This is a genomic window from uncultured Pontibacter sp. (assembly GCF_947492645.1).
In the GTDB taxonomy this organism is placed as follows: Bacteria; Bacteroidota; Bacteroidia; order Cytophagales; family Hymenobacteraceae; genus Pontibacter.
This window is the reverse complement of the sequence record NZ_CANLMZ010000009.1, coordinates 87,564-112,058: the sequence shown is the minus strand read 5'-3', so window position 1 is coordinate 112,058 and position 24,495 is coordinate 87,564. Positions and strand designations below refer to the sequence as shown.

The 24,495-nt window shown below is 41.2% G+C and carries 19 protein-coding genes; 17 read left to right on the top strand and 2 right to left on the bottom strand.

The window, feature by feature from the left end:
* Position 1: 1 nt before the first annotated feature.
* The 13 genes from Q1A23_RS14560 (at position 2) to Q1A23_RS14500 (ending at position 15,863) form a co-directional block, all read left to right on the top strand.
* On the top strand, positions 2-1,342 hold the full coding sequence (locus tag Q1A23_RS14560; protein WP_299824560.1) for an oligosaccharide flippase family protein: 1,341 nt from the start codon (positions 2-4) through the stop codon (positions 1,340-1,342).
* A 23-nt stretch (positions 1,343-1,365) separates the two neighbouring features.
* Positions 1,366-2,208 carry a hypothetical protein gene (locus Q1A23_RS14555; RefSeq protein WP_299824558.1) on the top strand — a complete coding sequence of 281 codons (843 nt, stop codon included), beginning with the start codon at positions 1,366-1,368 and terminating at the stop codon, positions 2,206-2,208.
* 5 nt (positions 2,209-2,213) lie between these two features.
* Positions 2,214-3,431: a hypothetical protein gene (locus Q1A23_RS14550; protein ID WP_299824556.1), complete on the top strand. Its 1,218-nt coding sequence runs from the start codon at positions 2,214-2,216 to the stop codon at positions 3,429-3,431.
* Positions 3,432-4,526: a glycosyltransferase family 4 protein gene (locus Q1A23_RS14545; protein WP_299824554.1), complete on the top strand. Its 1,095-nt coding sequence runs from the start codon at positions 3,432-3,434 to the stop codon at positions 4,524-4,526.
* 126 nt (positions 4,527-4,652) lie between these two features.
* Positions 4,653-5,057 carry an acyltransferase gene (locus Q1A23_RS14540; protein ID WP_299824552.1) on the top strand — a complete coding sequence of 135 codons (405 nt, stop codon included), beginning with the start codon at positions 4,653-4,655 and terminating at the stop codon, positions 5,055-5,057.
* Between the two features lie 79 nt (positions 5,058-5,136).
* Complete coding sequence (locus tag Q1A23_RS14535) at positions 5,137-5,970, top strand: sialate O-acetylesterase (RefSeq protein WP_299824551.1); 834 nt, start codon at positions 5,137-5,139, stop codon at positions 5,968-5,970.
* A gap of 396 nt (positions 5,971-6,366) precedes the next feature.
* Positions 6,367-7,119, top strand: coding sequence for a WecB/TagA/CpsF family glycosyltransferase (locus Q1A23_RS14530; RefSeq protein ID WP_299824550.1), 753 nt, complete (start codon positions 6,367-6,369; stop codon positions 7,117-7,119).
* 3 nt (positions 7,120-7,122) lie between these two features.
* Entirely contained in the window at positions 7,123-8,391 is a 1,269-nt protein-coding gene (locus Q1A23_RS14525) for an O-antigen ligase family protein (RefSeq protein WP_299824548.1), read from the top strand.
* Positions 8,392-8,438: 47 nt separating this feature from the next.
* Positions 8,439-9,821, top strand: a complete 1,383-nt coding sequence (locus tag Q1A23_RS14520) for an undecaprenyl-phosphate glucose phosphotransferase (protein ID WP_299824546.1) — start codon at positions 8,439-8,441, stop codon at positions 9,819-9,821.
* Between the two features lie 98 nt (positions 9,822-9,919).
* On the top strand, positions 9,920-10,825 hold the full coding sequence (locus Q1A23_RS14515) for a glycosyltransferase family 2 protein (RefSeq protein WP_299824544.1): 906 nt from the start codon (positions 9,920-9,922) through the stop codon (positions 10,823-10,825).
* 96 nt (positions 10,826-10,921) lie between these two features.
* Positions 10,922-12,319, top strand: a complete 1,398-nt coding sequence (hisS, locus tag Q1A23_RS14510; RefSeq protein ID WP_299824542.1) for a histidine--tRNA ligase — start codon at positions 10,922-10,924, stop codon at positions 12,317-12,319.
* A gap of 11 nt (positions 12,320-12,330) precedes the next feature.
* Positions 12,331-13,821, top strand: coding sequence for a histidine ammonia-lyase (hutH, locus tag Q1A23_RS14505; protein ID WP_299824541.1), 1,491 nt, complete (start codon positions 12,331-12,333; stop codon positions 13,819-13,821).
* 131 nt (positions 13,822-13,952) lie between these two features.
* A complete protein-coding gene (locus tag Q1A23_RS14500) occupies positions 13,953-15,863 on the top strand; it encodes a gliding motility-associated C-terminal domain-containing protein (RefSeq protein ID WP_299824539.1) in 1,911 nt (636 codons plus the stop codon).
* Positions 15,864-15,907: 44 nt separating this feature from the next.
* Here Q1A23_RS14500 and Q1A23_RS14495 read toward each other — a convergent pair whose 3' ends face one another.
* Positions 15,908-19,513, bottom strand: a complete 3,606-nt coding sequence (locus tag Q1A23_RS14495) for an SBBP repeat-containing protein (RefSeq protein ID WP_299824537.1) — start codon at positions 19,511-19,513, stop codon at positions 15,908-15,910.
* A 402-nt stretch (positions 19,514-19,915) separates the two neighbouring features.
* On the opposite strand from Q1A23_RS14495, the gene Q1A23_RS14490 reads away from it, so the two are divergent.
* Together Q1A23_RS14490 and Q1A23_RS14485 are read left to right on the top strand one after the other, a co-directional pair.
* Positions 19,916-20,251 (top strand): YbaB/EbfC family nucleoid-associated protein, encoded by a 336-nt coding sequence (locus tag Q1A23_RS14490; protein WP_299824535.1) that lies wholly within the window; start codon positions 19,916-19,918, stop codon positions 20,249-20,251.
* A complete protein-coding gene (locus Q1A23_RS14485; RefSeq protein ID WP_299824533.1) occupies positions 20,241-21,263 on the top strand; it encodes a glycosyltransferase family 2 protein in 1,023 nt (340 codons plus the stop codon). Before Q1A23_RS14490 ends, Q1A23_RS14485 begins: the two co-directional genes overlap by 11 nt.
* On the opposite strand, the gene Q1A23_RS14480 is transcribed toward Q1A23_RS14485, so the two are convergent.
* Entirely contained in the window at positions 21,258-21,476 is a 219-nt protein-coding gene (locus tag Q1A23_RS14480) for a PspC domain-containing protein (RefSeq protein ID WP_299824532.1), read from the bottom strand. The two genes, Q1A23_RS14485 and Q1A23_RS14480, sit on opposite strands and share 6 nt — an antisense overlap.
* A 226-nt stretch (positions 21,477-21,702) precedes the next feature.
* On the opposite strand from Q1A23_RS14480, the gene Q1A23_RS14475 reads away from it, so the two are divergent.
* Positions 21,703-23,400 (top strand): tetratricopeptide repeat protein, encoded by a 1,698-nt coding sequence (locus tag Q1A23_RS14475; RefSeq protein ID WP_299824530.1) that lies wholly within the window; start codon positions 21,703-21,705, stop codon positions 23,398-23,400.
* An 87-nt stretch (positions 23,401-23,487) separates the two neighbouring features.
* Entirely contained in the window at positions 23,488-24,471 is a 984-nt protein-coding gene (locus Q1A23_RS14470) for a pyruvate dehydrogenase complex E1 component subunit beta (RefSeq protein WP_299824529.1), read from the top strand.
* The last annotated feature ends 24 nt before the right edge of the window (positions 24,472-24,495 follow it).

Below are 24,495 nucleotides of genomic sequence, written 5' to 3'. Positions count from 1 at the left end.
TATGTTAAAAATTAAAAGCGACTTGACAAAGAAAGTGCTTCAAGGTTCCTTTATAAACATGATTGGAGCCGTTGTCACTAACTTTACAAGATTCCTTCTTGTGTTTATTCTTGCACGTTATTATATAAAAGAAGAATTTGGAATCTGGGTTACAATTACTTCTATCACAGCTATACTAGCTACTGGAGATTTTGGCATTGGTAATGCGCTACGCAACAAATTATCCTTATTTATTACCCAAGGAAAAGATGCAGACAAACATGCAGAAAGATATTACCTTACCGTACTTCATGTTTTAATCTACGTTACCATATTCATTAGCATCGTTCTGTACTATTTGCAAGGTTATATACCGCTTCAGGAACTGTTCAAAACTGATAGTGCTAGTATTAAATCAATTGGTAAAGAAATAATAGTTTGGGTTCAAATAATACTATTACTAGGTATCCCTTTCAGTATTAGTAATACATGTTTTTATTCATATCATGAATCTAGAATTGTAGCCTACTTATCGATAACGCAAGCTATAATAACCTTTGGTGCAACTTGTATCCTTGCGCTCACAGGCCAATCCATTGTTGTCATTTCTTTAGTCTTCTTTACCTCTACCTTGCTCATGTATGTTGCGGGCACCTTTATATTCATCAAAAAAAGGGGCTGGCATTTTCTAAACATACAATTACCAGGAGCTATAAATATCATAAAAGAAATGGTTATCAAGGGATTCCCATTCTTTGCATTGCAGATGTCGAGTGCGTTCTTGTTTAATGCTGGTACTGTAATTATGAGTTCAACTGTTGGTTTAACTAGTGCAACTGAGTATAACCTGGTTCAAAAACTTTACCTCTTTATACTTGGCATATATCAAGCTGCTTTCAACCCTATGTGGGCCGGCTATGCACATGCAATCAATACACAGGCATGGGAATGGTGCAGAAAAACACTTCGAAATTCTTTGATGATCACATTCATTATTTTCGCTTCTGCAACTATCGGCATAACCATATTAGGCAACTTTGCCTTAAGTATCTTGGCAGGAGAGAAATATGTGACTGATGTAACACTATTTATACTGCTTGGTTCCTGGATAACCTTATATACACTTTGGGCATGCGCACAAACATTGCAAAGTGCTACAAATAGAATTAATTTGCTTGTAATTACTACACTAATTGCAGCTATTTGCATAACCCCATTTTCCAAATTTATGATAGGTTATATGGGCGTAAATGGATTACTTTGCGCTCAAATTATCATTTACTTTATATTAGCACTTGCTACAGTTACTGAAGCATTTTATCTGATAAAGATAAAATCTAAAGCACAACCTGTTTTAAGTTAAATTTATTCTAGCGTTTCCATTAAATGAAAATATACGAGTTCTGTCCCTTCTACAAAGAACAGTTAATAGCTGATATCCATATTGAAGAATCCAAAAAATGGGTTGATGAAATTCATATAACTGAGGCAAACAGGACTTTTCAATATTTGCCAAAAGACTTTTTATTTGTTAATACGAAGGGCGCTGTGCACCATAAGGTAAACGTGGACAAATTGTTTAAGCCCAATCGTAAGCTTATTCCCAATATCGTACTTAATAAGTCAAGGTCCTGCAAAAGCATTTTCAGAAATCCTGCCTGGTTTAACGATGCAACACAGCGAAATTTAGCAGCTTCATTTGTAGACTTCGATGATGAGGACATTATTATTTTGTCAGATATTGACGAGATAATAGACCCCGTTCATGCTGATCGAATAGTAGAAGAAGTGAAGAAGCGTAAAATAATGACAGTCAAGATTCACTTCACACTATTTTATTTTAACCTTTTTAGCAAAAACTGGAGTGGGCCCGCTGACTATAGTTACAGAATTTGTGTAATTAAAGGTCACGAGTTCCGTAAGAAGTGGAAGAAAGACTCAGACTGGCTACGCAAGTTAGGTGAAGGAGGCAAATTAACAAATGAAGTATACTGCCCAGATAAGTTTATGGGCTTCCATCACTCCTGGCTTGGAGATGAAAATTTTATCTCTGAAAAATTAAATGCTTATGCCCATACTGAACACAGAGAGCATAATGACTTGGCACATATCAAATCCTGTTTAAAAGAGGGCAAATCCATTTTCCCTGGTCATGAACTTGAAGTAAACAATTCGATAAAGTTACTTGACGCTGTAGAGCAATATAGACGGACATCTTTATTTTTATAATTGATATGCATCCGACTAACTTGAATGCTGTTAGTGAAGAAAAGCTTGTTTATTGGGTTGTTAAGACTGCGCTTGTTTTATTCTTTATATCTGATGTATTAAACCGAATACTGATATACTATGAATTTGATTTCAGTGCCTCCCTTTATGTAAGAGGGTTTTATGAGCTTGTTTTTATATCTATTATAGCTGTTTACAGCAACCGGTCCAGAACAAGCTTTTTTATTACTATACTAATACTGTTTTGTTTTTTTGCTGCGGGAATTATAGCTTTCAGCTTAAACTACCCAGACGACTTTAATACCTTATTTCACCTATCAGTATTTAATAAGTATATATTTGTTTTTATTATCTATCAAGCAATCAACTCATTAAAAAATAAGCCAACTTATATTGATAATTTAGTTGCCCTTTTAGAGAATATATTTGTCTTAAATTCTGTAATAGTCATTATTGGAGCAGCCTTTCAAATAGATTTGCTTCGTTCTTACCCAGGAGAAAGAAGCCTGCGATTTGGATACATTGGTTTTATTCCGGCTGTAAATGAAGCCACACTATTCTACCTTATTGGTTTAAGTTTAGCCTATTATAGAAGGTATATACTGAATATAGAAACCAAAAAGTTCTATGTGATTGTAGTAGCTTCGCTACTGCTGGGTACTAAAGCCATTTATTTAATTATAGTTTCGCTCCTACTTCTGCACCTGGCAAGAACATCCAAGTTTAAGACTAAGGTGTATGTGATTTCAACTATTTTAATTCTCGCTTTTGCGGTAAAATTATATTTAGGCACTCCAGACGCACAGGTAAGGTTTAACCTTTTCTACAGACTTGCAAATGAATATGGCATCATGTCTATGCTACTATCAAGTAGAGATATTTTATTACAAACAAGGTTCTTAGCTAATACAGACTATTGGGGGATTGTTAACTATTTGTTCGGAGGGCAAAATCAATTAAGATTCTTAATCGAAATGGACCTATTTGACATGATGCTATTCTTCGGAATTATTGGGTCTATATTATACTTATCGCTTTTCTTCTCGAGCCTCTTTACCTTTAAAAAGAACCGATATTTTAACTTATACTTTATATTAATATACTTTACCATTGCTGCGTTAGGAGGACATTTCTTTGCAAGCGCTCTAAATGCATTGTATCTTGCTTTAGCTGTGCTTTACATAAAATCTTCTCAAAAAAGTGTGCCATTGCTCCATAATTAAATGAAAAGAAAAATATTCCTTATTTCAAATATGTATCCTTCGCAGGAGGATGAAAGTTATGGCATTTTTGTAAAAAATTTTGAAGATTCTGTTAAGCGTGATGGTTTTGTGATAACTGAAAAAGCAGTAATAGCTGGCAAGGGTAAAAATTTGCTTAGTAAAATAAGGAAGTATCTGAAATTTTATTACCAGATACTAATCAAAGGCCTCTCATCAGATTATGATTTAATCTATACACATTATATTACACATAGCGCTATTCCTTTAATACTGCTCCGGGTTTTTATTAAAAAACCACTAGTTCTTAACACGCATGGCGATGATGTGATGGTAACAACTACTTTTCAAAGAATCCTTTCGAAAGTAGTTAAACCTTTAGTTCGTTCATCTGATTTAGTTGTGGTGCCCTCATTCTTCTTTAAAGAAAAAGTAGTTAGTAATTTCAAAATAGCTCCAAATAAAATTTTTGTATCTCCATCAGGAGGTGTAGACACTCAGCTATTTAAACCATCACCTATACCCAATAATAATTCTTTTGTTATTGGGTATATGAGCCGAATAGAGGAAGGCAAAGGATGGAAAACTTTTTTGCATGCTGTGTCTTTATTTAAAGAAAATACAACTAATAGCGTAGACTTTAAAATTTGCATAATCGGAGATGGAAGTGACCGCCAGCGAATGCTTCATGAAATTTCAAGATTGAATTTAGATGAGGTTACAAACTACCAAGGTCGATTGCACCAATCAAAATTACCGATCATTTTAAATCAAGTAAACTTATTAGTGTTCCCTACTTTACTTCAAGAAAGTCTGGGCCTTTCAGGCTTAGAGGCAATGGCCTGCGGTTTACCTGTTGTTGGTTCTAAAATAGGTGGTTTAACTGATTACATTGAAGATGGCAGGAACGGTTTTTTCTTTACACCTGGAAACCCCAAGGAGTTGTGCGACAAAATTTTGCAGTTTTTTAATTTACCGCAGTCTGAAAAAGATGAAATGATGAAAGAGGCTCGCGCAACTTCCCTCAAATTCGACACTAAGGCTGTTTCAAGCCAGCTCCACCAAAGGCTAAAAAACTTATTAACAAGCTATAATTAGTGTTGTATGTTATATAAAATTTACCTCGTCTTTTATTATCTTCTAATATCAAAGCTCCCTCACTCCCGGCTCATATCAATATCAAATAAGATCCGGTGTATCTACCTTGCCAAATTCCTTAAAATAATGCCCTATTGTAAGGAAACTATAGTAGAACATGACGTTTATATATCCAATGGAGCAGGTAAAGTCAGTATAGGAAAACATTGCGAAATAAATGAACACGTCTTTATACAGGGGGCAACCATCGGCAATTATGTAATGATTGCTCCACATGTAGCAATTCTTAATTCGACGCATCATTTTAATAGAACCGATATACCAATGATCATGCAAGGAAAAGGACTTAATATGAATCCTGTTATCGAAGATGATGTATGGCTTGGAAGAAATGTAGTAATTATGCCTGGCATTAGAATTGGCAAGGGAAGTATAGTAGGTGCAGGGGCTATTGTTACTCGTGATGTGCCTCCGTTTAGTATTGTTGGCGGAGTTCCCGCCAAAATTTTAAAAACGAGGCAAACCGGTTAAGACTAAAATAATTCTTGAATCCGTTTCTTTGATTTAGCAATTTTTAAAAGCTCAAATGTTTCTCATTATTAAAAAAACAATGCATTTTTTTCTTATCGCTTTCTTATTACTTACTTCTTGTTCTGATACTAAACTTAAACCAGATGGTCTAAAAACCAAAAAGATATTTTTAGTAGCGGGGCAGAGTAACGCTCAAGGCCATGGTGATTACCAAGAGTCCCCAAACCTAGAACAGTATCCTGTTTATGAATTTGATGCCAATATTTCGGACATAAAAAAATTAAAAGATCCTGTAGGTGCAAATGGTTGTTACTTTGAACCTGCTCAATCAGGTAGTGCCTGGCCATCATTTGCAGAGCAATATCATCAGCTTACGGGAGATACATTAATTATAGTGCAAGCAGCAAAAGGTGGTAGTTCCTGCCACCCGCTTGCTGAGACTAATGGATGGGGTAATTGGGATCCTTCAAGCAATTTATTTGCGTGCTCAGTAAATAAGACGAAACTAGCAGAAGATAAACTAAATACTAAACTTGCCGGAATTATCTGGAGCCAAGGCGAAAATGATGCTGATGCCATCAATAAAGGTATTATATCTGCATCTCAGTATAAACAGTCATTAACTAAGCTAATAAATAACTATAGGGCTATGTTTGGCAGCAATTTAAAGTTTTACATTATTCAAACTGGGTATCATACTGCAAGTGCACCTGAAGGCTTTACAGCTGTACAGCAAATACAGCAAGAAGTAGCTGATGAAGATACTAATACTTTTGTTGTCTATGATAAAACCAAAGACTTTATCAAGCTAGGTTGGATGAAAGATGTAGTACATTATAATCAAAACGGTCTTAACGATATAGGAAGAATAACTGCAGCTGAAATAGTTAAGATTGAATCTTCAGCAAACTAATACATATTGCCATCAACTAACTTTTAGCAGCACAAGACAATTACTGTCAACACTAATAGTATTTAACAATACTTCTCTTTTATATTTCCAGCTAGAAACATCTTCATAAAGCAGTATATTGCAGGAGCCATGATTTATCATGGCTTTTACTTTCTATATTTTAGACTAAAATAAATGTTACTAACAAGTAATATTGTTGCATCAATGCAGTTACCATTATTATAAAAACAGGATCATTCTTTAAATAATGCAGGCAACTTAGACGAGCGCGGATAGTATTATTTTAAAAAATTGAATCAAAAATGCGGAATAATGTTCAGTTTTAACGCTGTTAATACCTTACTTAAGAGGGTTAATAATTTAGAATTTGTTCTGCAATATTAAAATTAATATATAATGCAATTAGCAATTAAAATGAATCGGCCAGTAAACTTCCTTAACTTAAGATTTAAAGGCCTTGTGAAGGAAGAAATTCTCAAAGAAAGTTCTTATTTAAAACATGTTATAACTGTAAACGCTGATTTCATAGTAGAAGCGCAAAGGAATTCAAAGTTCAGATATTTAATAAACAATAATTATTCTACTTTTGATGGCCAGGTGCCATTGACATTAGCCCGAAAAAAGAACCCGGATATTTATATCGAAAAAATATCAGGATCTGATTTTATATATGATATTTGTTTAAGAGCTCAGCAGTCAAATAAAAGAGTCTTTTTACTTGGTGGTAGTATCTCAAGTAATGCTAAATCAGTTGAAAAACTAAAACATCTTTATAACATACAGATAGAGGGCTTCTCCCCTCCTTATAGCCAATATCCTTTTCCAGAATCACTTAATAACATTATTCTAGAGAAGATTAAAGACTTTAAACCACACTATTTATTAGTTGGGTTTGGCATGATCAAGCAGGAATATTGGATTGAAGAACACAAACATTTTCTGGAAGAGAATAATGTTAAACTTGCTATCGGAGTTGGCGGTACTTTCTCATTTGTTTCAGAAAATGTTAAAAGAGCTCCAAAACTTGTACAGGATATTGGTTTAGAATGGATGTTTCGCATATTGCAAGAGCCCAGAAGGTTATTCAAAAGATACCTTATATCTAACACTTCATTTATTTGGTATTATCTAAAAAGTCTATCACAGTAGTAAATGGATGTTGTAATACAAGAGAAGTGGAATTCTACTTCTAAGGCAGCATACATTAGTTTGCTGTTTTATGCTGTTTCATTACCAGTATCATTAGTTTTGCTAAATAACATTGCCGTAGGTATTCTTGTACTGGTCTGGATATTTGCCATCATAAAAAAAGACTTACAGAAGCCGAATAATATCGTGTTATTTTATTTGCTTCTGGCATTTTTTGCGATGCACTTGCTAGGCACCATTTATAGCGAGAACATTAAAGAAGCCTTCTCACAGCTTGAAAGAAAATCCCTTTTATTTATAATGCCGTTAGTTTTAGGCACTTTACCTCGCTTATCTCCTAAAAAAGTAAACACTATACTTATTGCGTTTGCTGTATCTACTACTCTTATCAGTACTTTATGCTTGGTATCCACTTTTTATAACAACCTCTCTCAAGGGATTGAGCTAGAAATATACAATGCATGGTATTTCTCATCTGATAGTTTAGTTAACGCGTATGGGTTCCACCCGAATTATCTAGCAATGTATTGCGTGTTTTCAATCTTTATCTTTTCGAGAAGCTTCATTTCGGCTTTTCAAAAGAAACAGTATTATAAAGCGCTTCTAATATCTTGCCTAGTCTTATTCCTTATAGTTTTTGTTGCCATGTTATCGGCCAGAATGCAGATAATAAGCTTAATTTTGATTACACTTTTTGCGATTACTTACTATGCAGTTGTTAAGAGGAAGATCTTTATTGGTTTCGTCTCTATCGTATTTTTTGGTTTGGTAATTGCCAGCGCTATAGCTTTTAGCCCTATACTAAAAGAGAAATTCAAAGGATTAATGAATATTGAGTTGTCAAAGGACAATCAGAAATTCAGCGCAAACTTACGACTCCAAAAATGGGATGCTTCTTATAATATTTTTATAGCTAACCCGATAACTGGCGTTGGAACAGGAGACATGCAAGATGCTCTTCAAAAAGAATACAAGGAACTAAACTACAAGGTGCCCTACGAATTAGAATACAATTCCCACAATCAATTTTTAGATACAGCTGGCCGCCTTGGATTATTAGGGTTGATTATCTTGCTTATTAATCTGTTTTATCCCCTATTTATAGCAGCAAAAGAGAACAATGGGTTATACTTAAGTTTTCTACTTTTGCTAATTCTTAGTTGTATTCCAGAAGTCGTGTTATCTTTGAACAAAGGCATAGCATTTTATGCTTTTGTAAATTCATTATTTATTTTTCACGGTACTAAGTATAATTCTGAGTTACATACTTAAACTTAAGGTAGTTAAAAGTTATAGTAGTAGGTTTACCCCCTTCCAACATGCCAAGCCTCTATTCAAAATATATAAAACTAATTCATATTACTGGTGATGCCATTATGCTAACTTTAGCATCTGGTGGGTGTGTTCTGTTTTTAGAATCAATAGAAAAAATACACGTCACTTTACCCTTCATTAAATTCGCACTTTTATCGATCGTAGCCTGGTTTATTTGCTCTTCTCTTACAGGAACATATAAGTTTGAACGGGTAATAAGTATTCCGCAGATAATTGTTAGAGTACTTAAAGTAACCTTGCTTTATATTTTACTTGTAGAGGCGACACTTAATATCTTCAACATTACAGACTTTCCGAGAATCTATCTAAATTACTTTTACGGTTTCGGGGTTGTGTTAATTATAGCCTGGAGAATCATCATTACAGTAGGATTAAGGGAGTACAGAAGGAAGGGTTTTAATTATAAAAAGATTGTAATCATTGGGTATGGGCCAGTTGGGCTAGAGTTAAAACGTTTCTTTCAGTCTCACCCGGAGTTAGGTTATCATTTTTTAGGTTTATTTGATAACAATGAAGAAGGTATTAAAGAAATAAATGGAAGAGTTGAGGATGTTAAATCTTTTATGTTAGCAAATGAGGTAGATGAAGTATACTGTTCACCAAGTTCCATTTCAAAAGAGCAGCTGAATTCGTTAACTGAATTCGTTGATAACAATCTTATTAGAATGAAAATCCTGCCGGAGCTAGGTGAGTTTACCTACAAAAAGCTAAAAATAGATTTTTATGACATCCTTCCGGTACTGATTCTTCGCACTATACCTCTAGACGATATTATAAATAAATTTATTAAAAGAACTTTTGACATAGTCTTCTCCTCTATTGTAATTATTTCTATACTATCGTGGTTATTACCTATACTTGCTATTGCTATAAAGCTTAATTCAAAAGGCCCGGTATTTTTTAAACAAGAGCGATCAGGCATTAACAACAAAGTTTTCAATTGTCTGAAACTTAGAACGATGGAGGTAAATACTGACGCAAATGTACTCCAGGCTCGTAAAGGTGATTCCCGTATTACTAAGGTTGGCGCATTTCTTAGAAAAACTAGCTTAGACGAACTTCCTCAGTTTTTCAATGTGTTTATGGGTCAAATGTCAATAGTAGGTCCGCGCCCTCACATGATCAAGCATACGGAACATTATGCTACCATAGTAGAAAAGTTTATGGTGCGTCATTTAGTAAAACCCGGAATTACAGGATTATCACAGGTAAGAGGCTTCAGAGGCGACACAAGTGAACTATATCAAATGCGTGGGAGAGTTAAACTGGATATATTCTATTTGGAGAACTGGTCCTTTGTACTGGACCTTAAAATCATACTTTATACTGTCCTGAACATTATAAGAGGTGATGATAATGCTTTTTAATTATATAAATATAACAGGGATCATTCTCTGCTTATATTCTATAATATTATTATATTTATCTGAATAACAATTTATAGCAAAAACTAGGCTAAAAAAGTATGTACACTTATGATATAGCAGCCTCTATTGTTGCATATAAAACAGCCCCTGCTATCATCAATAAAGCCATTTACAGTTTCCTGCAAACGGAGCTTCACGTTGCTATACTTATAATAGACAACTCCCCCACTAATATACTCTACCAAGATCTTTTAAAGGATGATAGAGTTACCTATATCTTTAATAACAAGAATGTTGGTTTCAGTAAAGCGCATAACCAGGGCATAAATTACTTCAGAAATAAAACTAAGTATTTTCTGGTTCTTAATCCGGACGTGTACTTTGAAGGTTCTGTTTTGACAGATTTATTTGAATACATGGAAGCGAATGCTGATACTGGCTTAATTGCGCCTAAGGTTTTATACCCTAACGGTCGGAACCAGATATCTAGACGCTTAATTCCTAGCCCTATTGATCTGATTGTAAGGAGACTGCCTTTAGGAAACAAACTATTTCATAAAAGAGCAAGAACAAACGAATACCTTGACGCTCAAAGCCACCAAATACTTGAAGTACCGTTCCTGCTTGGATGCTTTATGTTTCTGAGAGCTACCGCTCTCGCAAAGTCAGGTTTATTTGATGAGCGCTACTTTGTATATCTGGAAGACTTGGATCTTTGCAGGCGCATGAATAAGCACTATAAAGTTGTGTATCATGGCCAATCTAAGATTTACCATATTTATCAAAGAGACTCCTCCAAAAATTTAAAAATGCTTTTTCTACATACCATCTCCATGATAAAATATTTTAATAAATGGGGCTGGCTATCTGATGCAGATAGAAAAGAAATGAATTATAGGGCTTTGGCATTAGTAAACGCTAAAGAAGAAGAAAATAAGTATGCACTTGCAGACAGCATGCATCCTCACTTCGACATGCACAATACAAGTACTGCCAGTTCTTAAATATTACTGCATTTAGTACAAGTAAAAGCTTTTCCTTGTACATCCTCCCTCCTTTTCACCAGCTTTTACTAACTTCGCGGGCAAACCTGCAGAAGTATGAGCAAAGAGAAACCATCAATTCCAAAAGGAACACGCGATTTTGGCCCGGCTGTCGTTGTCAAAAGAAACTATATATTTAACACCATAAAGCGCACCTTCGAGAAGTTCGGCTACCTGCCCCTCGAAACGCCAGCCATGGAACAACTTTCTGTACTTACTGGAAAGTATGGCGACGAAGGCGATCAACTCCTTTTTAAAATTCTGAATTCCGGAGACTTCTTAAGCAAAACCAAGCCCGAGGATCTGGAGCAGGGTTACAAGAACATAACCCGAAAAGTAGCCGAAAAAGGCCTGCGCTATGATTTAACAGTACCTTTTGCACGTTTCGTTGTTATGAACCGCAACGAGATCACGTTCCCGTTTAAGCGTTACCAGATACAGCCGGTATGGCGTGCTGACCGCCCGCAAAAGGGACGTTACCGTGAGTTTTACCAATGCGATGCCGATGTGGTGGGCACCAACTCTTTGCTTTGCGAGGCTGAAATTGTGCAGATGATAAACGAAGTATTAACCGCACTTGGCCTTACCGACTTCACCATCAAAATAAACCACCGTGGCATACTTGCCGGCATTGCTGAGGCTATTGGCGAGAAAGGCCGCGAAGGCGATATTTGTGTAGTCATAGATAAACTGGACAAAATTGGCGCTGAGGGTGTGCGTAAAGAGTTACTTGAGCGTGGCATTTCTGAAAGTGCTGTTGCTAAACTAGAGCCGCTTTATACTTTAGAAGGTACAAATGAGCAATTACTGGAGCAGCTGCAAAGTATACTTGGCGAAACAGCAGAAGGGCAACGTGGCCTGGCAGACCTGCGCGAAGTATGGCAGTACCTGAGCAAGCTAAATAGTCAGGCGCTTACCGCAAGCAATGCATCAGGCATACCAAGGCTGATGCTGGATGTGACGTTGGCCAGGGGCCTCTCCTATTACACCGGCTGCATTTTTGAGGTAAAGGTAAACAATGTAAGTATGGGCAGCATAAGCGGTGGTGGCCGTTACGATAACCTTACCGGCATGTTTGGTATGCCAGGCGTATCCGGTGTTGGCTTCTCGTTTGGGGTGGACCGCATATATGATGTGCTCGAAGAGTTGATGCTGTTCCCGGACAGCAGCCAGGTTGGTACCAAGGTGCTATTAGTGCAGTTCGATAAGGATTCTGAGTTTTATGCTTTACCAGTATTGCAGCAATTGCGTGATGCGGGCATTGCTGCCGAGCTTTACCCTGAGCCGGCCAAACTGAAAAAGCAGATGGGCTATGCCGACCAAAAAAGTATACCTTACGTGATATTGATAGGTTCTGAGGAAATGGCAAGCGGTAAACTGAAGCTGCGCGATATGCAGCTAGGCGAACAACAAGACCTTACTATAGAAGAAATCATCAGCTTACTCATTAAATAAAACCATACTTCATGGGCCACGTGCATTACATATCCAGCGAGCACCTTAGCCTGGAAACGATTGAAAAGATTGTAACAGGCAAGTATACTTTGGCGCTCTCTGCGGATGCAGAACAACGTATTATAACTTGCTTTGATTACCTGCAGCAGAAAGTAAAAGCTACTGACCGCAGCATCTACGGCATCAATACAGGATTCGGGTCTTTGTACAGCAAAAAAATATCACCCGCCGACCTGGAGCAGCTGCAGCGCAACCTGATGATGTCGCATGCATGTGGCACAGGAGCCGAAGTACCTGCAGAGGTGGTAAAACTAATGCTGTTGTTAAAGATACAATCGCTGGCATATGGCCATAGCGGGGTGCAGTTGCAAACGGTAAAACGCCTGATTGACTTCTATAACCGTGACATTTACCCGGTAGTGTACCAGCAGGGCTCTTTAGGCGCTAGTGGCGACCTGGCCCCGCTTGCTCACCTGTGCCTGCCGCTTATCGGGTTAGGTGAAGTATACTTTCAGGAGTACAAGCTGGCAAGCGAGCATGTGCTGGAGATGTTTAGCTGGGAACCCATCGCCCTTAAAGCAAAAGAAGGCCTGGCCTTGCTTAACGGTACGCAGTTTATGGCAGCTTATGGTATATATGTGCTGTTGCAGGCAAAGCGCCTCTCCCGCCAGGCAGATATTATTGGCGCACTTTCTTTGGATGCCTTTGATGGACGTATAGAACCGTTCAATGCCCTTATTCACCGCATCAGGCCACACAAAGGGCAGATGCAGACGGCTGAAAACTTCAGGCAATTGCTTGAGGAAAGTGAGCTTATTAAGCAGGAAAAGCAGCATGTGCAGGACCCTTACTCCTTCCGGTGCATTCCGCAGGTACACGGGGCGTCTAAGGATGCCATTGCCTATGCAGAGCAGGTTTTTCTAACTGAAATCAATGCGGTAACTGACAATCCGAACATTTTCCCGGAAGAAGATGAGATTATCTCTGGCGGCAATTTTCATGGGCAACCCTTGGCATTAGCCCTGGACTTCCTGGCAATCGCACTTGCAGAACTTGGCAGCATATCGGAGCGCCGTACGTACCAGCTTATTTCAGGGCAACGTAATTTACCGGCTTTCCTGGTGGCTGAACCCGGCCTTAACTCAGGTTTTATGATCAGCCAATACACAGCGGCATCCATCGTAAGCCAGAGCAAGCAGCTTTGCACACCAGCCTCTATCGATTCTATACCATCGTCGCATAACCAGGAAGACCACGTAAGTATGGGTGCCAACGCTGCTACAAAACTTTACCAGGTAGTGCATAACCTGGAGCGTATACTTGCCATCGAATTAATGAATGCAGCGCAGGCCATTGATTTCCGAAGTCCTTTAAAGACCTCTCCTGTACTAAGCGAACTGGTAGCAGATTACCGCCAAGCGGTTCCATTCGTATCAACAGACAGGGTACTTCATCATGACATTATCAAAAGCATCGATTTCTTAAGAAAATACACAGCTTAAGGAGTGCGAACAAACCATCGGAAAGGCCTTATAGTATGCTGTACTGTAAGGTCTTTTTAGTTTTAGGTGCAATAAACTTTAATTCTACGCTTTATTTAGATAAATTTCGTTAGCCATCATTTAAGCCGCTGTTGAAATACATCCTTACCATATGGTTTTTGATTTTAGCCGTTACCTCCTGGGCGCAGCAAGGGTGTTTTCATGCCATACAAGACGGGCAGGAAGTGCAAGTAATCTGTGCCAACAAACCTGTATTTTTTCGAAACTGCTCACCGCCAGCCCCCACTACAACAATTTTCTATTACCCGGGTCCGGAGAAGTATAGCACCCAAACAAACATACTTGCCGGTGAGCAGGCAACAACCTATACAGCACCAGGCACTTATATTGTTACGCAAGCCATAAACGAGAACAATGGTAATCAAACACAACTGTTTGAGAAAACCTATACTGTTAAAGCAGCACAGGCTGCACCTGCATTTACGGCTACAGCCTGTGCCAATAATGCTATTTCCGTAACCATTACCGGTGCTACCTACGACAGCTATACTATAGATTTTGGGGACGGCACTAACTTGGCAGGACAACCCAATGTGCCAGTTGCCCATACTTATGCAGATGCCGGAAGCTATACTATAACGGTAACTGGCAGGTATACAGGCTCTGCGTGTAGTGCCACCGAAACAAAGCAAGTAACCACGCTAGCAGCATATAAACAGCCATACATACAGAACCTGCTGGTAAGGCAACAGGGCGAGACTGGCGAAATACAATTCGACTTACAAGCGCTGCAAACCGGCTATATGTACATTATAGAGCGCTGGCAAGACCCACGTGTAAATTTCCAGAAGTTGGACACGATCCGGAATGTAAGCCAGAGCAATATCAGTTATACTTTACGAAACGTAAATACAGCGGAGGGTGTGTGGTACCTGATCAGGGTGGCAGATGCTTGTGGCAGCACTATAAGCAGCAGCAACTCCAACATTATAAGTTCTATTGCTTTAGAAGCTACTGCTGGAAACGAGCAAGCCACCCTTACATGGAGCGCTATGCCGGGTGCAACACAATACGAAGTATACCGGAACAATACCCGCATCGCTACGCTTAATAGTAACATTACTACCTACACAGATCAAGGCCTAAGTTGCGGACAGAACTACACATATTATATAAAGGGAATCGGCGCTGATGGGAGCACCTCCACCTCTGCACAGCAAAATGTGCAGGTAACATCCAGCACAATACCTGCAGCGCCTTCCATGGTGGCATCTTTTAACTTGAATAACGAGGTAGAACTAAGTATAAGCCTGCCGCAGAACAAAGTAGCTCAGAAAGCAGACATCCGAAGAAGTATAAATGGAGCTGCTTTCCAGAACCTGGCAAGCGTGCAGCAATTGCAATACACCGATGCTTTAACGCCATTGCAACCTGTTTGCTATAATGTCACCTACACCGACCCTTGCAACAACACATCAGAAGTTAGTAGCAGCGTTTGCCCCATCATACTTCGTGCTACCCGGCAGGCTGATGGAGCTATAGAACTAACCTGGACACCATATATTGGCTTTCCGGCTGGGGTGCAACAGTATACGGTGGAATTGTTGGATGAAAGTGGCAATGTCGCCTTCTATTATGTAGCAACAGGCACTACCTTTTCTGACAGAACCTTGAGTGATAAAATACAGGTACTGCGTTACCGGATCAGGGCGATCTCTAACGCAGGCAGCGAAGTGACATACTCTAACACCGTAGAATTTGAACAAGACCTGGAGTTATATATCCCGAGTGCGTTTACACCAAATAACGATGGATTGAATGATGTGTTCGAAATTAAGGGGCGGTTTATCCAGGGGTATAACCTGAAAATATATAACAGCTTGGGCAATGTCATATTCACTTCTGATGGCAGCAGCACAAACTGGGACGGATCGTACAACGGCAAACAGTTGCCAGCGGGTGCCTATGCCTACGAAATTACAGTTAAAACAAACTTTGGGACTACAAAACGCAGAACCGGTACTATTACATTACTTCGGTAATGAAAAGAGGAAACGTAACAGCTTCCTCTTTTCATTTGAGTGCATTAATTTCGCTTAAGCAGCAACTTTATACTTTTAGCTGAGTTAGTTGTGACCAGCCGAGCAATGTAAAGCCCATCATTCAACCCGCTGCCGTTTAACTCATATTCATATCCTCTTCCAGCTACAGCGCTGCCCTCTGCCAGGTGCCGCACCAAGTTGCCTTTTGTATCATAAACATCTATACGATAATTCTGACCTTGCCCCAGGCGAAATGCAATAGCTGTGCACTCAGCAAAAGTATTAGGATAAGCTTTAAGTTGCATAATACTTTCTAAGGCAGTTGTACTGTTACCGCTGCCTTGAATTACAATGTTACCGTTGGTTATAGTTGGAGCTTGATTGGTTAAATTCATTATTTCGCCAGCCTCCGCAAAACTGTCGTACACTAGCCGGTTGTTTTCTCCTTTATTCCAAATTTTAAGTCTTAGCCTATCACCTTTATCATCTGGCCCATCTCCCCCAGCATCCGTTACTGAAGTTATAAAGCCGTAGTAACCTGTGCCGTTCAGCGTTCCCTCACCTTCCCAGGCGGCTCTGTCTCCTGTTACCACCAGCCACTGCACCGAACCACTCTCAAACTCACCTACTCCCTCTATCGTAAAGTGTGAGCGCCACAACTGCGGAGCGGTATTATACTTGTGCCCGTACGCTACGTTAAAGTTAAAGCTCAATGTTCCGCTCTCGAGCTGCATACTTCCCTCACCTGTTACCGTTCCGGCCTCAGGGTCAAAAATAGGTATCCATTGCTCATAAGCTGTGTTTGATGGAGAAAGGCAGCTCTCGGTGAAAGTAAGGCCTATTTTATAGATACCTGCCTCTTGGTATGTATGCTCACCTGTGATGCGTGGTGTGCTATAGGCTGTGTAAGATATAGAAGGTTCGCTGCCATCGCCCCACGTCCAGCGAACACCTGTGTCCTCGGTTAAAGTATACTTACCAAAATCGGCGGTGGTGCGTACCTGCCAGCCTACACGTTTAGCCACAGGCGGCAAATACAGCTTTACCTGAACCGGTACATGGCAAGAATCAGGCTCCTGCTGCTGGCTATACTTTACAATAAGAAAATCAGAATCTGATAACCCGCTGGAATAAACAGGGCCTAAAGCATAAATATTTTGGTTACCAGAAAGCGAAAAAGCTATAAATTCACCGGAAACAGCCGTTGGCCTTTGCTCCCACACCAGGTTACCATCATCGGCAGCATACTTTACCAGCACAGGCCCCTGCCCTGCTACATACACACCGCCCAAACTGTCTGTTGCAATGGCAACACCCCTTGCATTATCCAGGCTTGTTTGCCATACTTCATCGCCATTTTCCGTGTCATATTTGACTGTGAGCATCTCAACACTTCCACTACTGTGGGTTCTATTACCTGTAACATACAACCCTCCATTATTATCCAGAGCCAAAGCGTTAGAGCCAGTACCAGAGCCGGGAAGCTGACTTTCACCGCTTGCTTCCCATAGTAACTCGCCAGCAGCGACATTATACTTGACAACGGCAAAACGCCCTTCGCTTGCACCTGTTACATATATACCTCCTGATGCATCAACTGCAATAGCTGTGGCTCTTTCGAATGTCACGCTCCGACTGCCGTACGTAGTCGACCACGTTACCCGGCCATCAGCTCCAGAAACTTTGGCTATCAGGAAATCGGATTGCCTTTCGCGCAGTTCACCAGCAATGTACAGATCACCCGCTTCATCAAGGGCTATGGCGTTGCCGGAGTAGTTCAAAAATGTTGCGTTACCTACTTCTATTGGCTGTATAAATAGTGTTTGCCATAATTCTTCACCAGTATTGCCGTTATACTTCAACACAACCATACCTTGGGTAATTCTGCCGTTTGCAACCCCTGTTACATACACGTTGCCGCTGCGATCTACCGCTATGGCCTTACCCACGTTTACACCAAAACCATTATCATAGGTTTTCTCCCAAGCTTTTGCTCCGTCGCTCTGGTTGTACCTGATGGTGTAAAGTATGCCACGTGCGTCGTTTGTACCTGTAACATATACACTTCCGCTGCTGTCTATTACCATATCATTGGCTACTGATCCGGCATCCTCGTGTACAGCCTCCCAGAGAAGTTCACCTGATGAAGAATACTTTAGAACTACAATTCTTTTACCTGATGCACCGTTCATACTTGTGCCTGCCACATAGCTGTTACCTGCAGCATCAACTGCCAAAGAGACTGGCGTATCTTCCGATTGATTAAAAGAAATCTGGGTAGATATAAGATTATTTCCGGAGGCTACATCATACGAAAGCAATACAGCACCCGTAGCACTATCTGCCTCGCCTGTTAACAAGCCAACAAAAAGTGTATTCTGATTTGGCTGAAGCGTAGCATCCATAGCCACATCAGTCTGGTTAGTGCCTGTTTGTTGCCACAGCACAGTCCCATCGGTTTGATCATACTTTGTTACCAAAGCAGCCCCTACAGCCGTACCCCTTCCAATTACCAGCACATGACCACTACTATCTTGCATTAACTGACTGGGTGAGCCATCAAAAACCGAGCTCCAAGCAATTGAACCATCAGCAGCATTATACTTTACCAGGTTACTGGCTACTGTGCCTGCCCCTGATTGCATCGTATAAACTCCTTCGGCATTGCTTGTAATATTCAGGCTAGCGGCGCTACCGTTTTCACTTACAGTTAACCAGAGGCGCTGTCCATTTGCTGCACTATACTTGGCCACTATCAGCTTGTCGGCTGCTGTGCCTGATGCTGTTTCCTGAACCCCTGTTACATACACAGCGCCCGCATTGTCTGCTGTAATACCTACGGCGCGCTGCGTTTGTGCGTCTATATCAAGGCGCTCCAGCCATTCTCTTTTGCCTGTGTTTTGATCATACTTTATGGCTACTATATCTTCACGGGTGTTATTGCCTGCGCTGCTACCCACAACATACAGACCTCCTTGGTTATCAAGCTCCATAGCAACAGGTGTATCAGAACCCATTACGCCTCCATCATATGTATCCGCCCAAAGCACCTCCCCATCATCGGAGCTATGTTTTGTGGTAGTGATGTTTGCAAGTGTGCGTTCTGGGCCACCATCAGTAGTGCTTAGCACATATATGCCTCCTTGCTGGCTAAGCGCAACTGCCCTGGCTTCGCTAAACATGCCCAGCCGGAAAGAATTAGCCCATACAACACGGCCATCAGAGGATGAAAACTTTATGATTAGAGACTGATTACGGGAGTCTGAGCCTTGTTCATAACCGATAACAAATAAGTCACCCATGGCATCTACCACTACGCCTCTCACTCCTAATTGCGGTACAATACTGCCAACGCTTGCCGTATAGCTGCCTGACCACAGCAGCCTGGCTTCTGTGCCATACTTAAAAGCAGTAATTTGTGGCCTCGCCGCGTCGGATTGGTTCACACTAATAATGAAGGTATTACCAGACTCATCTACAGCAATATGTGGCTTAGCTACAGCACTTGCCAACGATGCGTTGTAACGTTGCGCCCACGCTTCCTGCACATTTTGCCCAGATAAGCCTAAGGGTATAAAAATGAAGCATAGGTACAAAAGGAACGGGATTGGCAAAAAAAGGCGGGTACAAATTGGTAAAAGTAATTTCATAGCTTGGATAATAAGGTAATAAATAGCTGGAGTAATTTACAGCCAGCTGAAAAAGCAACAGGGACTCTTAGGCAAGCAATACCTTAGCTACTATAGAGAGGAAAAAGCACCGTTAAGCTTGTTTAAACAGAGCCAGCACACAAATAGCTGTTTAAGTATTTATACCATAAATACTTAAAATTGTACATTTAATTTAGCTAAACAGCAAAAAAGGCTGGTGTGATGACAGCTGTAAAATGTAAACGGAAGGCAATGCAACCTACAGTACCATATAAAAACTGAACCAACTGTACTATATGTAAATTGCTATACAACAAGCATAGTAAGTATTATGCTCGTATATTTGCGTTAAAGCGCAACTGTAAAAGCAGCGCGTAATCTCTACATCTAATAAAAAAGACTATGTTTGATATGTTCGGCATGATGGGCAAAATGAAGGAAGTCCAGGCCAAGATGAAAGAAGCACAAGAAAAACTTAAAGATATAACTGTTACAGCTGAATCGGGGGCTGGCCTTGTGAAGGCAACAGTAAACGGACAGCGCAAGCTTCTTAAAATAGAGATCGACGAATCTATTCTGAATGCAAACGATCAGGATATGGTAAACGACCTGGTGGTGGCTGCGGTAAACAATGCCATGCTCACAGCTGGCGAGCGCGCCCAGGAAGAACTAAAAAAGAGTACTGAGGGCCTACTTCCAAACATCCCGGGTTTAGATCTAGGAAACTTTGGATTATAATCCGGCACACACGGCCGTTGTTATCCTGAACTGGAACGGACTACGGTTTTTACAGGAATTCCTGCCATCGGTGGTAGCGCATAGCGGCAACTGCGAGGTTATCGTAGCCGACAATGCCTCTACCGATGGCTCTATTGCTTTTTTGCAGGAGCAATTCCCGCAGGTACGCATCATACAACACCAGGAAAATTTCGGCTTTTGCGAAGGGTACAACAAAGCCCTGCAGCAGGTGGAGGCCAAGTACTATGTGCTGTTAAACTCTGATGTGGCAGTACCACAGAACTGGACAGTACCCCTGTTCGAGCTAATGGAGTCGGATGAAAGTATAGCCGTATGCCAACCCAAAATAAAAGCACAGCAACACCCCGGATTTTTCGAGTATGCCGGTGCCGGTGGAGGATTGATCGATAGCCTGGGTTACCCCTTTTGCCGCGGTCGCCTGTTTGAAAACCTAGAAGAAGATAAAGGCCAGTACAACGATGTGCAGGAGATATTCTGGGCTACAGGTGCCTGTATGATGGTGCGCGCAAATGTTTACCATGGTTTAGGAGGCTTGGAACCTGCTTTTTTTGCTCACATGGAAGAAATAGATTTTTGCTGGCGCGCCAAAAATGAAGGGTATAAAGTGCTGTATAATGGCCAGAGTGAAGTATTTCATGTGGGGGGCGGCACGCTGCACAAATCAAACCCACGCAAAACGTTCCTTAATTTCCGGAACGGGTTTGCTTTGCTCTACAAAAACCTTCCAGCCAAACTGCTTATACCTACCCTGACCTTGCGTATTGTTTTAGATTGGGTAGCTGCTTTACGCATGGTAGTTGCCGGACAGACGAAAGATGCACGGGCTGTGCTGGATGCCCACGCCGATATTGTGCGCCACAGCGGCTATTGGGCAAAACAGCGCAAAAAGCAGCGCCATAAAGGTAATTTCCCGAGCGTTACGGGCGTTTACAGGGGTAGTATAGTGTGGGAGTATTTCGTGAGTCAAAAAAGAACCGCGCAAGAATTATAAATCCCAAACGGTGCTTCGCTCACGACGAAGATGCTTGCTTACATTCATCCAAAAGGCCAGCATCAGGTAAACTAAAACCGGAGAGCCCATGGTAAGAAATGAAACATAGATGAACGTAAGGCGAATGCTGCTGGTAGCAAAGCCAAGTTTTTCACCCAGCATCGTACACACACCAAATGCCTGAGATTCGATAAAGTACTGTAGCCGTTTCATTTTTGTATGTAGGATTATGGTATAAAATTATTGTAAATTATACTTCTGTCAAAATATTTTTAACGCGAACAAGTACAAGCTACAACGAATAAATGACAACTGTGGTGTATTTGTTTACGATTAAAGCTGACTTCAGGATATGCAACAACATCAATTATATAAAAACACAACCTTCTGCGCCACCCTTGCCCTAGCCCTTTTCACCTCAGGATGCACCCTATCCCGCATGGTAAAAATCGCTGAAAAAGAGCAGACAATTACTGTACAACCAAACCCTTTAGTTGCCAATGGCCAACTAGTAACGTTTGATATAAAAGGACAGGTTCCGCAAAAACTGATAAGGGAAAAGCAACGCTACAAACTGGATGTGTACTATGAGTACGACCAACTGCAGGCGCGCGAAAACCTGGGCTCTTTAAACTTTGAGTTCGGCGAGTTTGCCTACGAACAACACGTGCCTACCATAGCCAGGCAAATGTCGTTTAACTACGCCCCTAAAAAGGAAAAAGGCAGGCTGATGGTGCAGGGCATGGCCATTGATAAAAAAAACGGCAATGTAAAGTATGCTGATCCTAAGCAAATAGCCACCGGCCTTAACACGACCCCCCTCCTGCTGGTGCGCAACAACGCCTACGATTTTGTGCCGGATACTTATAAAGAAGAGTCAGAAAAACCAGCCGCCCTTACTTTCTACTTTGAAGAGAACCAGGCAAAACTACGAACTTACCTGGGCTCCAACCTGGAGGTACTGGATAAGTATATTTCTGATAATGTGGCCTCGCAAAGTATAACGGTAACTGCCAGCCAGGCCCCCGGCGAAACAGGTTCCAACATGGCACAGGCAAGAGCCAGGGCATTGGAAAGCTATTACCGCCAGCAACTGCAAATATACGACTACAGCAACAAAAAAGTAAGTATAAAAATCAGCCTCCAGCCAAACACCCTGGCCCTACTACAGGAAAAAGTACAGGCATCGGCACTTAGCAAACAAGAAAAACAGGAAGTGCTGGACATCCTGAACAGCTCTAAACCGGAGAAAGATAAAGTACAGGCCCTTGAAAAGGCCAAAGCCTCTGATTACCTGCAGCAGTACATATACCCTGTAATGCGCACAGCCGAGGTGACTTTTGATTATAACCGTAACCGAAAAGCCGATTACGAGCTATACTTGCTAGCCAAGAAAATAGCCGAAGAAAAAGTTACGGCTGATGTACTGACAGAAGAAGAACTGCAGCATGCCGCTACGCTAACGCCGCTACTGAACGAGAAAAGAAAGTTTTACGAAGCCGCCATTAAATCAACGGATAAGTGGCCGGTATACTATAACCTGGGCGTAGTGTACACCGAAATGGCCCGTAAGGATTACCGCGCGAAAGCAAAGCAGGCTTTATTGGCTAAAGCTATCCATAACCTTACCTTCGCCGGTTTCCGCAATCCTACCGCCAAAGTATACTACAGCCTTGCCAGCGCCTACCACCAACGCAACGATTTCCTGGAAGCGCTGCAATACTATGACTATGCCATAAAACTGGGCGGATCTGAAGAAGAACTGCAACGCGTTTTTGCTGATAAGGCTGCCCTCGAGATAGAAATTGGCCAGTACGATGATGCCATTGAAAGCTTGCGCTACGCCGGCGATAACTACCAGACCAACATGAACATGGGCCTAAGTTACCTGCTGAAAGAAAATTACGAGGGTGCACAGGAATTTTATACTACTGCTCTTGAGAAAAAACCCGGCGATGCGCTTGCATACTACAGCCTGGCTATACTTGGCGCACGCACCCAGAACGAACAGCAGCTGGAAAGCAACCTACGCAGAGCAGTAAGGGCAGACCAGGCTTACACCCAAAAGGCCATAAATGATCTGGAGTTTGATTCTTACCGCGATAAAGCTGCCTACAAAGATGCGCTTATCCGCTAACATAAGGCGCTAAAAACAACGAAGTACATTGTAAATTGACAGACTTCTCTTAATTTTACCTTCAGAACAGAGAATTAAACATCTTATATGCGAAGTATACAGTTTAGAGAAGCCCTTCGTGAAGCTATGTCAGAGGAAATGCGCCGTGATAAAAGCGTGTTTTTGATGGGCGAAGAAGTAGCTGAATATAACGGGGCTTACAAAGTTAGCCAGGGCATGCTGGACGAATTTGGTCCGGAACGCGTGATTGATACGCCAATTGCAGAGCTTGGTTTTGCCGGTATTGGTGTGGGAGCATCTATGAATGGATTGCGTCCTATTATCGAGTTCATGACCTTCAACTTCTCTTTAGTAGCTATTGACCAGGTGATCAACTCGGCTGCTAAAATGATGTCGATGTCTGGTGGCCAGTACTCTTGCCCTATCGTTTTCCGTGGGCCAACTGGTAGCGCCGGTATGTTGTCTTCGCAGCACTCGCAGAACTTCGAGAACTGGTATGCTAACACGCCTGGTCTTAAAGTTGTGGTTCCATCAAACCCTTACGATGCTAAAGGCCTGATGAAGTCTGCCATCCGCGACAACGACCCGGTTATCTTTATGGAGTCTGAGCAGATGTACGGCGATAAAGGCGAAGTGCCCGAAGAGGAATACCTGATTCCGATCGGAGTAGCAGATATAAAGCGCGAAGGTTCTGACGTAACAATCGTATCTTTTGGTAAGATGATGAAGGTAGCCTTAGCTGCTGCCGAAGAACTTGCAAAAGACGGCATCAACGCTGAGGTAATCGACCTGCGTACTGTTCGCCCGATTGATTATAAAACCTTGATCGAATCGGTGAAGAAGACAAACCGCATGGTAGTTGTAGAGGAAGCATGGCCATTGGCCTCAATTTCTTCTGAGATAGCCTACCACATCCAAAGCAACGCGTTTGATTACATGGATGCTCCGGTTAAGCGTGTGACTTGCCGCGACGTTCCGCTTCCGTATGCGCCAACGCTTATCGAGGCATCGCTGCCAAACGTAGAGCGTACTGTGGATGCAGTTAAAAAAGTGATGTACAAAAAAGCGTAAACCGCTTGAAACGTATATAAAAAA

Coding starts and splice junctions, on each gene's coding strand:
- Q1A23_RS14560 (WP_299824560.1), top strand. CDS start 2: ATGTTAAAAATTAAAAGCGACTTGACAAAGAAAGTGCTTCAAGGTTCC.
- Q1A23_RS14555 (WP_299824558.1), top strand. CDS start 1,366: ATGAAAATATACGAGTTCTGTCCCTTCTACAAAGAACAGTTAATAGCT.
- Q1A23_RS14550 (WP_299824556.1), top strand. CDS start 2,214: ATGCATCCGACTAACTTGAATGCTGTTAGTGAAGAAAAGCTTGTTTAT.
- Q1A23_RS14545 (WP_299824554.1), top strand. CDS start 3,432: ATGAAAAGAAAAATATTCCTTATTTCAAATATGTATCCTTCGCAGGAG.
- Q1A23_RS14540 (WP_299824552.1), top strand. CDS start 4,653: ATGCCCTATTGTAAGGAAACTATAGTAGAACATGACGTTTATATATCC.
- Q1A23_RS14535 (WP_299824551.1), top strand. CDS start 5,137: ATGCATTTTTTTCTTATCGCTTTCTTATTACTTACTTCTTGTTCTGAT.
- Q1A23_RS14530 (WP_299824550.1), top strand. CDS start 6,367: ATGCAATTAGCAATTAAAATGAATCGGCCAGTAAACTTCCTTAACTTA.
- Q1A23_RS14525 (WP_299824548.1), top strand. CDS start 7,123: ATGGATGTTGTAATACAAGAGAAGTGGAATTCTACTTCTAAGGCAGCA.
- Q1A23_RS14520 (WP_299824546.1), top strand. CDS start 8,439: ATGCCAAGCCTCTATTCAAAATATATAAAACTAATTCATATTACTGGT.
- Q1A23_RS14515 (WP_299824544.1), top strand. CDS start 9,920: ATGTACACTTATGATATAGCAGCCTCTATTGTTGCATATAAAACAGCC.
- hisS (WP_299824542.1), top strand. CDS start 10,922: ATGAGCAAAGAGAAACCATCAATTCCAAAAGGAACACGCGATTTTGGC.
- hutH (WP_299824541.1), top strand. CDS start 12,331: ATGGGCCACGTGCATTACATATCCAGCGAGCACCTTAGCCTGGAAACG.
- Q1A23_RS14495 (WP_299824537.1), bottom strand. CDS start 19,513: ATGAAATTACTTTTACCAATTTGTACCCGCCTTTTTTTGCCAATCCCG.
- Q1A23_RS14490 (WP_299824535.1), top strand. CDS start 19,916: ATGTTTGATATGTTCGGCATGATGGGCAAAATGAAGGAAGTCCAGGCC.
- Q1A23_RS14480 (WP_299824532.1), bottom strand. CDS start 21,476: ATGAAACGGCTACAGTACTTTATCGAATCTCAGGCATTTGGTGTGTGT.
- Q1A23_RS14475 (WP_299824530.1), top strand. CDS start 21,703: ATGGTAAAAATCGCTGAAAAAGAGCAGACAATTACTGTACAACCAAAC.
- Q1A23_RS14470 (WP_299824529.1), top strand. CDS start 23,488: ATGCGAAGTATACAGTTTAGAGAAGCCCTTCGTGAAGCTATGTCAGAG.